This is a genomic window from Aliiroseovarius salicola (assembly GCF_027891095.1).
Classification (GTDB): Bacteria; Pseudomonadota; Alphaproteobacteria; order Rhodobacterales; family Rhodobacteraceae; genus Aliiroseovarius; species Aliiroseovarius salicola.
On the sequence record NZ_JAQIIO010000009.1, the window covers coordinates 109644 to 120373 of the forward strand.

Sequence of the window (10730 nt, forward strand, 5' to 3'; positions counted from 1 at the left end):
TGCCAATAAATGCAAAGTGTCGTTAGGGTGAGGCAACGAATCCCTTCGCATGGAGCAATGCAATGGCTGAAACGTCCCTTCCCGCAGCAGCGCAGTATATCATTATCGGTGGTGGTATTGTTGGCTGTTCGGTCGCCTATCACCTGACAAAAATGGGGCATCGCGATGTTGTTCTGCTAGAGCAGGGCCAACTCAGCTGTGGCACCACATGGCATGCGGCTGGATTGGTGGGGCAGCTGCGCAGCCAACCCGCCATGACCAATCTGATCCGCTATTCGACCGAGCTTTATTCTCAGTTGGAAGAAGAAACCGGGCTGGCAACCGGCTGGATGGAATGTGGGTCGGTCACTGTGGCGCGAAGTGATGATCGGATGACCATGCTCCTGCGAACTGCCGCAGCAGCGCGCGCGCAAGGGGTAGATGTCGAAGTGATCACCCCACAGGAAGCGCAGGACAAATGGCCGGTAATGCAGGTGGATGATGTCAAAGGCGGGTTGTGGATGCCGGGGGATGGTAAGGCCAACCCGACTGACCTAACCCAATCCCTCGCAAAAGGGGCCCGCATGGGGGGTGCCAAGGTGATCGAGGGGATCAAGGTCACAGATATTCTGACCGATAAAGGTGCCGTCAGCGGTGTCGTTACAGATCACGGCACCATCCATGCCGAGGTCGTGGTGAATTGCGGAGGTCAATGGGCGCGCGAGATTGGCAAAATGTGCGGGGTCAACGTGCCGCTGCACTCTGCCGAGCACATGTATATTGTGACCGAACAGATCGAAGGGGTAAATCCGGACCTGCCAGTTCTGCGCGATCCGGATGGATACATCTATTTCAAGGAAGAAACCGGGGGGCTGGTGATGGGCGGATTTGAACCCGAGGCAAAGCCTTGGGCGATGGACGGCATCCCGGACAAGTTTTTCTTCCAACTTTTGCCCGATGACTGGGACCAATTCGAAATCCTTCTGGAAAATGCCCTGATCCGGGTGCCGCAAATGGCTGAGGCTGGGGTGCGAAAGTTTTACAACGGGCCTGAAAGCTTTACGCCAGACAACAATTACCTGCTCGGTGAAGCCCCCGAGCTGCAGAACTTCTTTGTTGGTGCCGGGTTTAATTCCATGGGAATTGCCAGTGCCGGTGGGGCAGGGCGGGCGCTTGCAGAGTGGATCGTTGAAGGCGCGCCGACCTCAGACCTCTTCGCCGTCGATATCCGCCGCTTTGCCAATTTCAACAACAACCCCACGTGGCTGCATGACCGGGTCAAGGAAACACTGGGTCTACACTACGCCATGCCATGGCCCAATCGCGAGTTGCACACGGCGCGCCCGTTCCGCCGTTCGGCTCTCTATGATCGACTTGCAGCGAAAAACGCCGTGTTTGGGTCTAAGATGGGATGGGAACGGGTCAACTGGTTTGCCGCTGACGGGCAGGCACCCGAAGCAGAATACAGTTTTGGCCGCCAGAACTGGCATGACAATGTGGCGCGCGAGCACAAGGCCACCCGAGAAGGTGTTGCTCTGTTTGACCAAAGCTCCTTTGCCAAGCTGATGGTGCAGGGGCGCGATGCTTGCAGTGAGCTCAACCGGATCTGTGCCGCCAATGTGGATGTGCCTGTTGGGCAGACAGTTTATACCGGGCTTTTGAATGCGCGCGGCGGGTATGAAAGTGACCTGACGGTTCTGCGCCTGAAGGAGCAGGAGTTCATGCTGATCACCGGGTCGGCACAAGCCGTGCGCGATGCGGACTGGATCCGCAATAATTTCAGTGATGATGCCTATGTGTTCCTGACCGCTGTAACCGCCGCCTGGTCGGTGCTCGCCTTAATGGGGCCGAAGTCGCGGGATGTTTTGAAGAAATTGACAAAGTCGGATCTGGGCAACGCCGCATTCCCCTTTGCGACTGTGCAGGAAATTGACCTTGGCTATGCCACGGTCCTTGCCAACCGCATGACCTATGTGGGTGAGTTGGGGTGGGAACTCATTGTCCCGGTAGAGTTCACGGCAGGAGTCTATGACGACCTGATGCAGGCGGGCGCTGAATTTGGCATCACAGATGCCGGATATTATGCGCTGGAAGGCCTGCGCCTTGAGAAAGGATTTCGTGCCTGGAGCCGGGAATTGACCCCTGACATCACCCCATTACAAACCGGCCTTAACTTCGCCGTTGATTATGAAAAGCCCGGTGGGTTCATCGGAAAAGAAGCGCTGCTCGCTGCCAAGTCAGACCCGGAACACCTGAAAACCCGGATCGTTCAATTGGTGCTTGATGACGGCGCGCCACAGCTCTGGGGGGGGGAGGCCGTCCTGTATAATGGAGTCGAAATCGGTGAAGTTCGTTCGGCAGCCTATGGACACACGCTGGGGGCGGCGGTTGCACTATGCCAGTTGGATGCGCCGGAACCTATCACTGCGGAATACATCCGTGCGGGTCGATTTGAGATTGACCTTGCTGGTGTCAAATATGCAGCGACGGTTCAATTGCGCGCCCCATATGACCCGAAAAGCGAGCGCCCAAAGGTGGGCGGATAAGCTGCGCACTCCTGATCGGGATGGGCGTAATCCATTACTATCGACCGATCTGAACTCTGCACAGTAAGTCGCGGTGGTAATGTCTGTAGAGGCGGTTTAGATGCTTTGTGGGTTTATGACGGAGTTGGTGGGTGAAGTTGACAAAAACACATTTATATGCGCTCGTATGTTGCAATAATGTGGGTATATGTGGTTTACCTGTGGGGAACTGACCGAAAGAGCGCCTGAATGACCAATGCCACCAACCACTCGCACCGTGAGCTGGAACTTCTCACTGCCCTGCGTCGTCTGGGTGGGACGGCACGTTCATCTGAGCTTGCGAAATATCTCGATGTCTCAGAGGAAACCGTGCGCAGGGGCATCAAGTCACTTGCCAAATTCGGTACGGTCGAGCGGGTGCATGGCGGGGCTTACCTGGTCGGCGAAATGGGTGATCCAAGTTTCTTCTCCCGAATGGCACGCAATCCGGATGGAAAACTCCGGATTGCAAAGACCGTCGCCAAGCGAGTGCGCGAGGGTATGACCATCTTTCTGGATGTGGGAACAACCACCGCGTTTGTTGCAGAGCGATTGCGCAAAATTTCCGGGCTGACAGTGGTGACCAATTCAGTGGGTGTTGCGCAGACTTTGGCTGGCACAAGCGATAACCGGGTGCATTTCCTGGGTGGCGAAATGAAAAGTGATGAGCGCGGAACATTTGGGTCGGTGACAGAACGGCAGGCACGGCGCTTTGCGATCGACATGGCGGTGCTGAGTGCAGATGGACTGACCAATACACACGGTTTCCTGTTCACCAATCCTGCTGAAGCAGCTCTTTCCGAGGTGATCGGAGACTGTGCCGACATGCTGATCATTGGTCTGGATCATCTTAAATGCGGTGTAAACGCGCCGCATCGCGGGGTGACTGCAAGCCGGGTGGATTTGCTGGTGGCAGACGAAGCGCCTGATGCGGAGATTGCCCAGGCCTTGGACGGCTGGGGAGTGGACGTTCTCCTGACACCTGCGGGCAAGAAAGAAGAGAACTCATGATTGATCTTCCCTGCCTTCTCAAACCTGCTGGCACCATGTCGGATGTCGATGTGATGCGTGAAAAAGTTAATAGCAACAACGAGTTGTAAGTGGCAAAGGGGGGCTTAGGCAATCTATAGGAAAAAATAATGATGTTGTAGGTATTATCGACTTTTCTTGTTGATGAAACATGCGAAACTGGCCGTGGTTACTGAAGATCACGAAGAATCCAGAACCTGGTTTGAAAGACCAACAGAGGAGAAAATTATGAAACGTAAGGCATCCATTTTTGCCGCAGCGGCGGCGGGTGTAATGCTAGCCACCAGCGCGGCAGCAGAAACGGAACTCACTGTCTATACTGCGGTTGAAGCGGAAGATCTGGCGCGTTACGCTGAAAAATTCAATGAAAGCCATCCAGATATCAAGATCAACTGGGTACGCGATTCAACCGGTATTATCACTGCGAAACTTCTGGCTGAGCGTGATAACCCTCAGGCCGACGTTGTTTGGGGGCTCGCTGCCACTTCGCTCTTGCTGCTGAAATCCGAAGGCATGCTTGAAGCCTATGCGCCAGCTGGCGTGGACAAGCTGGACGCCAAATTTGTTGATGGGGATAACCCGCCAGCATGGGTTGGGATGGATGCCTGGGTTGCATCGGTTTGCTACAATACGGTTGAAGCTGAAAAGAACGGTCTGAAACCGCCATCGTCGTGGAAAGATCTGACCGACCCGATGTATGCCGGTCATGTAATCATGCCGAACCCGAACTCGTCCGGCACCGGCTTTCTGGATGTTTCGAGCTGGCTGCAGCTCTTTGGTGAAGAAGGCGGTTGGGAATATATGGACGCGCTGCATGAAAACATCGCGCGCTATACCCACTCCGGTTCCAAGCCATGTAAACTGGCCGCCGCGGGCGAAATCCCGATTGGTGTGTCTTTTGCCTTCCGTGGCGCCAAATCGAAAGCCGCCGGTGCGCCGCTTGAGATCATCGTGCCGAGCGAAGGCGTGGGCTGGGATATGGAAGCCACGGCCATTGTCGCGGGAACGGCAAATCTTGATGCCGCGAAAACACTTGTTGACTTCACTGTGACTAAAGAGGCCAACGAGATGTATAACTCTGGTTATGCAGTTGTGGCCTATCCCGGAGTTGCCAAACCGGTTGAGCATTTCCCGGACGGTCTGCTCGATGCCATGATCGACAACGATTTTGAGTTTGCAGCCAACAATCGCGCTGCAATCCTGAAAGAATGGCAGTCCCGTTACGACGGCAAATCTGAAGCCAAGTAACTCTGGCCTGATGAGGGGCAGGGATGCCCCTCATTCTCACTCCGCCACTCAAAATACAAACTCGCGTTCAACGTTCATTGCGATGCCTGACCGGGCAGGCAGCTGGCGTTGTTGTAAGGATCGACCCCATGATGCAAGCTCCTGTCACCAACAAGCTCTATCTCAGTATCGATAATCTCTGGAAAGCTTTTGGTAGTTTTCTGGCCCTGAAGGATATCTCGCTTGATATCCACGAAGGTGAGTTCATCTGTTTCCTCGGCCCTTCCGGCTGCGGCAAGACCACTTTGCTTCGCGCCATTGCTGGTCTGGATCTGCAGACCAAGGGCACGGTTATGCAGGACGGTAAAGATGTTTCGAATCTGCCCCCGTCAGAACGGGATTTCGGGATCGTCTTTCAGTCTTATGCGCTGTTTCCGAACCTGACGATTGAGAAAAACATCGCCTTTGGCTTGGAAAACACCGGCCGTAGCAAATCCGAAATTGCCGTTCGTGTCCAAGAGCTTTTGGAGCTGGTTGGCTTACCGGATCAGGGCAAAAAATACCCGGCCCAACTGTCGGGCGGTCAGCAACAGCGGATTGCGTTGGCACGGGCGATTGCGACCAAGCCGGGCCTGCTCTTGCTTGATGAACCCCTTTCCGCGCTGGATGCCAAAGTACGTGTTCACCTGCGTCACGAAATTCATGAGCTCCAGCGCAAGTTGGGTGTGACCACTGTGATGGTGACCCATGACCAGGAAGAAGCGCTGGCCATGGCGGATCGGATCGTTGTGATGAACCACGGGGTGATCGAACAAATTGGTTCCCCCACAGAAGTCTATCGTGAGCCCAAGAATCTGTTTGTGGCCGACTTCATCGGTGAAATGAACCAGATTGAAAGCACTGTCACCAAAGGGGGCCGCCTATCGGTGGGCGAAAAAACCTTTGCTTGTCACGAACATGATTTTGCGGATGGCACACCTGTTGTTGCTGCTGTTCGCCCGGAAGACATTATCCCTCACGAAGAGGGCTATGAATCTGATGACCCCAATCGCAACTGCATTGATGTGCTGCTGCATGAGATGGAGTTCCTCGGTTCGTTCTGGCGTTGCCGCCTGCGCAATGAGCGTTTCGGTAAGTCCGAATTGATTGCCGATTTCTCGATCAATGCTGTGCGTCGCCTGGAGCTGGGTGTGGGCAGGACCATGGTCATCGAAATGCCCATCGATCGTCTGATGGCATTTGAGCGCCCGGAGGCATCGTGATGAGCAGCCCGACGACCAATCTGACAACCATGCCTGAAGGCCCGGTGATCAAGGGCAAGATCAGCCGCGATGATATCATCATGCGCAGTGGCATGATTGTGATCGCGCTTTATCTGATCGCTACGCTGGTGTTCCCGCTTTACGCCATGCTGTCGAAATCCTTTTCGACATACCGGTTTGAACTGTCCCAATACGAATTCCAAGTGAGTGATGAAGTCGGCGTTTTTGACGGCACAATCCTGACAGGTTCCGAGCTGAATGCACAAACCGGAGTCTATGAAGACCTTGATCTAAGCACCGGATCCGATGGTCGACTTGGCGTGACCAAGTTCTTCCCGGATTTCAGCTTCCGCAGCCCGGTCATGTATCAAATCCGCAATACAGCGGAAACCGGGCGCTTCCTTGTGGGGTCCACGCTGCAAGACTCAACTGAATGGGTGACTCTGGACAGCAACACTTTCCGCAGAGTTCAATTGCGCCCGATGAAGTCCACAGGGATGGACAACTTCATCAACTACTTCTCGACGCCGGCACTGTTCAATTCCATCAAGAATTCGCTCTGGATTGCAGTGGTGTCGACCATTGTCACGGTGACGCTGGCATTCTGGTTTGCCTATGCACTCAATCGCAGCTGCATGCGCTACAAAGGGGTGTTCCGCCTCGTGGCTATGGCGCCGATCCTTGTTCCGTCACTTCTGCCGGGGATCGCTCTGGTCTATCTCTTCGGCAATCAGGGCATGCTCAAGGAGCTTCTATTTGGAGCCAGTATTTATGGGCCAATCGGGATTGTGATCGGATCGGTGTTTTTCACCTTCCCACATGCTTTCCTCATCATATCAACTGCGCTGGCGATCTCGGATGGGCGTCTTTATGAGGCTGCGACCAGCCTGCGCTCGACGCCGTGGCGGACCTTCTGGACGGTCACTATTCCAGGCGCCCGTTATGGCCTGATTTCGGCAGCCTTCGTGGTGTTCAACCTCGTGATCACCGATTTTGGCTTGCCCAAGGTGATCGGCGGTCAGTTCAACGTTCTTGCGGTGGATATCTATAAACAGGTGATCGGCCAGCAGAACTTTGAGATGGGTGCTGTGGTGTCGGTTGTTCTGGTTGTACCCGCAATCCTCGCCTTTGCCATCGACCGGATGGTTCAATCGAAGCAGGTTGCCGCACTTACGGCCCGGTCTGTGCCCTATCAACCGACACCGAATGCGAAAACAGACCGCATCTTCTTTGTCTACTGCTGCTTTGTCGCGTTCTTCATCATTGGCCTCCTGGCGGTGTGTCAGTTCGCGGCTCTGATCAAGTTCTGGCCCTATGACCTGAGCCTGAGCCTGAATAACTATAACTTTGACAAGATGGATGGCGGCGGTTGGGCGTCATACTTCAACTCAATCAAGTTGGGTCTTTTGACTGCAATTTGTGGCACGGCAGTGGTGTTCTTCGGAGCTTACCTTGTTGAGAAATCAAACGGGTTCCGCACCGGGCGGGCCATCTTCCAGATGTTTGCGATGCTGCCCATGGCCATTCCGGGAATGGTGCTGGGTCTGGCTTACATCTTCTTCTTCAACAATCCGTCAAATCCGCTGAATGCGATCTACGGGACAATGGCGATTCTGGTGATCTGTACGGTAACGCACTTTTATACCGTGTCGCACCTGACGGCTGTGACGGCGCTCAAGCAGATGGATCGTGAGTTCGAAAGTGTCTCGGCTTCATTGAAACAGCCCACACTGAAGCTCTTCTCGCGTGTGACGGTACCGGTCTGCCTGCCGGCTGTGTTAGACATCTCGATCTATCTTTTTGTGAATGCAATGACGACCGTGTCAGCGGTGGTGTTCCTCTATTCGCCAAAGACAACGCTGGCCTCGATTGCTGTGTTGAACATGGATGACGCGGGGGACATCGCGCCGGCGGCTGCGATGGGGATGATGATTTTCTACACCAATGCAGCGGCGCGGGTCATTCACCTGCTTGCTTCGCGCGGGATCCTGAAGAAAACACAGGCCTGGCGCGCGCGATAATTGTCAGCTTGAGAAGATAAGAAACTCCGCCGCACGCAGGTGTCGGCGGAGTTTCCATGTCAGATTTGCGTTTTGCGGGCGATGTCCATGAAGGCGCGGATGACTTTCACGTCATGGCGCTGGGTCAGGTGGACGAGGGACTCGCTCATCGAAATCTGAGTGCCGGAAAGGCTTATCTTTCTGAACCGTGTGTCATGAACATATTCCGCGAGTGACACAAAGCCGATCCCAGCACCAGAGGCCACTACTTCGCGCACCGCTTCCCGCCCTTCCGCAACAATGGTTGGGGTCAGGGTGATACCCTGACGAAGTGCTTCCTCTTCCAGTTTCTGCCGGGTCTTTGAGCCGTTCTCGCGAAACACCAGCGGGAACTTGGCAAGATCTTTCAAAGAAACGCTTTCTTGAGAGGCCAGCAGCAAGCCATGGGCGGCAAAGGCAACAATTTCGGACGCACCAAGATCGAGTACGGTGATATCCTTGCCGGGGGACACACTTCCGACGACACCGATTTCGGCGTTATAGGCGCGCAACTCCTCGACGACTTTTTCAGTGTTCCCGACCCGCAGTGAAATGGTGGTATGTGGATAGCGTTTCTGGAATTCCCCAAGCAATTCCGTCACATGGTGGGCCGAGTCCGCAACAACCCGAAGTTCGCCTTCCACCGCGGAACCTTTCTGCGAGAGATACTCTTCGATTTGTTCTTCCACCTCGAAATACCGTTTGGTCAGCAAAAACAGCTGTTCTCCGGTTTCGGTCAGCCGAACCCTTTTGCGTTCGCGATGAAAAAGTAGCGTATCGTGGTCCTGTTCCAGTTTTCGTACTTGTTCGGAAATCGCTGGTTGGGTCAGGAAAAGCGCCTCTGCAGCACGGGAAAATCCGCCAAAACGCGCCACATTGTGAAAGGCTTTCAATTGTCTGTGGCGCATTTGATTTCCTCTAGGGTCGATCCTGCGATCATCTATAAGCCGCGCCTATATAACGATTGCCAATTGCAATTTCACATATAGATCTTCTTGCTGCAATGCTATTCGTGACAGACCATTTCGGAGATGCAAAATGACTGCTCCAAATACCAGAATTGCACCCCCTCGCCTGGGAGAACCGTACCTCCTGACTCCCGGGCCTCTAACCACGTCTTATGCCGTCAAAGAGGCGATGTTGAAGGACTGGGGCAGCTGGGATGATGACTTCCGTGCGATGACTCGTGAAATGCGGTCTATGCTGCTGGAATTGCTAGGGAAAGGGTCGGATGAGTTCGACTGTGTTCCCATGCAGGGATCTGGGTCGTTTTCGGTTGAAGCCATGCTGGCATCCTTCATTCCGCGCGACGGAAAAGCATTGGTTCTGGCCAATGGCGCCTATGGGATGCGGTCAGCCCAGACGCTGGAGTATCTTGGGCGCGAGCACATTGTGCTGAACAAGGGGGACTATCTTCCGCCGCGCGGGGAAGAGGTGGCGAAAATTCTTGCCGATGATCCGGCGATTACCCACGTGGTTGCGATCCATTGCGAGACGTCGAGCGGTATCCTCAATCCGGTCGAGGAAATTTCCGAAGCGGTCTATGCCGCAGGTCGCAAGCTGTTGATCGATTCGATGTCGGCCTTTGGCGCAATTGAATTGAAAGTGGCGGATGTCCGTTACGAGGCAATGGTATCGTCAGCAAACAAATGCATCGAAGGTGTGCCCGGTTTTGGCTTTATCATTGCGCGCAATTCCGAGTTGGAAGCCGCCAAGGGCAACAGCCATTCGCTTAGCCTGGATGTTCATGCGCAATGGGCGCATATGAACAAGACGGGTCAATGGCGCTTTACTCCGCCAACTCATGTTGTGGCGGCCTTCCTTGAGGCCTTGCGTGCCCACAAAGAAGAAGGCAGCGTGGCCGGACGCGGGGCGCGCTACACCCGCAATCGTGACGTGATGGTTGCCGGGATGCGCGAACTGGGTTTTGAAACGCTGCTCAAGGATCGCTGGCTGTCCCCCATCATCGTGACCTTCTTTTGCCCGTCAGATGAAAACTTTGTTTTCGACCGCTTTTATGAGCTGATGAAGGAAAAGGGTTTCATCATCTATCCCGGCAAGCTGACTGTCGTTGACAGTTTCCGCGTCGGCTGTATCGGGCAAATGGACGAACATATCATGCGGCAGGTTGTTGCTGCCGCCAAGGAATCGCTGGAAGTGATGGGTGTCGCAGATGCAAGCCCGCCCGCTCTGGCCCTCGAAGAACGCGCCAAGCTGGCCGCCTGAATACATAAAGGAACACCATAATGACCATTCAATCTCCTGTTGTTGCGAACGGGCGCGCCTACGCCAATCCCAAAGTGTGTGCGATTGCGATCTGCCTTGATGGGTGTGAACCAGAATATCTTGAGGTGGCCATCGGCAAAGGTCTGATGCCGAACCTCAAGCGGATGCGCGAGGAAGGCACGGACCGTCTGGCCCATTCGGTGATCCCGTCCTTCACCAACCCGAATAACCTGTCGATTGCCACGGGTCGTCCACCTGTGGTGCACGGGATCTGCGGCAACTACCTTATTGACCCGGACACCGGCGAAGAAGTGATGATGAACGATGTGCGCTTCCTGCGTGCACCGACACTCTTTTCCAAGTTCTACGAAGCGGGCGCCCGTGTGGCCATGGTCACCGCCAAG

The 10730-nt window shown here is 54.6% G+C and carries 8 protein-coding genes; 7 read left to right on the top strand and 1 reads right to left on the bottom strand.

All coding sequences use genetic code 11. The annotated features are described in order from the left end of the window. Positions 1-62 precede the first annotated feature (62 nt). From O2N63_RS14860 to O2N63_RS14880, 5 genes are all read left to right on the top strand, one after another. Positions 63-2525 carry a GcvT family protein gene (locus tag O2N63_RS14860; RefSeq protein ID WP_271055073.1) on the top strand — a complete coding sequence of 821 codons (2463 nt, stop codon included), beginning with the start codon at positions 63-65 and terminating at the stop codon, positions 2523-2525. A 228-nt stretch (positions 2526-2753) separates the two neighbouring features. After that, complete coding sequence (locus O2N63_RS14865; protein WP_271055074.1) at positions 2754-3554, top strand: DeoR/GlpR family DNA-binding transcription regulator; 801 nt, start codon at positions 2754-2756, stop codon at positions 3552-3554. A gap of 246 nt (positions 3555-3800) precedes the next feature. Beyond that, the gene (locus O2N63_RS14870) at positions 3801-4820 is read left to right on the top strand and encodes a putative 2-aminoethylphosphonate ABC transporter substrate-binding protein (RefSeq protein ID WP_271055075.1); all 1020 of its coding nucleotides are present in this window, start codon (positions 3801-3803) and stop codon (positions 4818-4820) included. Between the two features lie 128 nt (positions 4821-4948). Beyond that, positions 4949-6061 (top strand): putative 2-aminoethylphosphonate ABC transporter ATP-binding protein, encoded by a 1113-nt coding sequence (locus tag O2N63_RS14875; protein ID WP_271055076.1) that lies wholly within the window; start codon positions 4949-4951, stop codon positions 6059-6061. Continuing rightward, on the top strand, positions 6061-8082 hold the full coding sequence (locus O2N63_RS14880; RefSeq protein ID WP_271055077.1) for a putative 2-aminoethylphosphonate ABC transporter permease subunit: 2022 nt from the start codon (positions 6061-6063) through the stop codon (positions 8080-8082). Before O2N63_RS14875 ends, O2N63_RS14880 begins: the two co-directional genes overlap by 1 nt. 59 nt (positions 8083-8141) lie before the next feature. Here O2N63_RS14880 and O2N63_RS14885 read toward each other — a convergent pair whose 3' ends face one another. After that, entirely contained in the window at positions 8142-9008 is an 867-nt protein-coding gene (locus O2N63_RS14885; RefSeq protein ID WP_271055078.1) for a LysR substrate-binding domain-containing protein, read from the bottom strand. A 130-nt stretch (positions 9009-9138) separates the two neighbouring features. On the opposite strand from O2N63_RS14885, the gene O2N63_RS14890 reads away from it, so the two are divergent. Beyond that, positions 9139-10326 (top strand): 2-aminoethylphosphonate--pyruvate transaminase, encoded by a 1188-nt coding sequence (locus O2N63_RS14890; RefSeq protein WP_271055079.1) that lies wholly within the window; start codon positions 9139-9141, stop codon positions 10324-10326. A gap of 20 nt (positions 10327-10346) precedes the next feature. Beyond that, positions 10347-10730, top strand: a 384-nt coding sequence (locus O2N63_RS14895) for an alkaline phosphatase family protein (protein ID WP_271055080.1), incomplete at its 3' end; no start/stop codon positions are given.

Excerpts from the sequence above, each read along its gene's own strand:
- O2N63_RS14890 (WP_271055079.1), top strand. The coding sequence starts at position 9,139 with ATGACTGCTCCAAATACCAGAATTGCACCCCCTCGCCTGGGAGAACCG.
- O2N63_RS14860 (WP_271055073.1), top strand. The coding sequence starts at position 63 with ATGGCTGAAACGTCCCTTCCCGCAGCAGCGCAGTATATCATTATCGGT.
- O2N63_RS14870 (WP_271055075.1), top strand. The coding sequence starts at position 3,801 with ATGAAACGTAAGGCATCCATTTTTGCCGCAGCGGCGGCGGGTGTAATG.
- O2N63_RS14875 (WP_271055076.1), top strand. The coding sequence starts at position 4,949 with ATGATGCAAGCTCCTGTCACCAACAAGCTCTATCTCAGTATCGATAAT.
- O2N63_RS14865 (WP_271055074.1), top strand. The coding sequence starts at position 2,754 with ATGACCAATGCCACCAACCACTCGCACCGTGAGCTGGAACTTCTCACT.
- O2N63_RS14880 (WP_271055077.1), top strand. The coding sequence starts at position 6,061 with ATGAGCAGCCCGACGACCAATCTGACAACCATGCCTGAAGGCCCGGTG.
- O2N63_RS14885 (WP_271055078.1), bottom strand. The coding sequence starts at position 9,008 with ATGCGCCACAGACAATTGAAAGCCTTTCACAATGTGGCGCGTTTTGGC.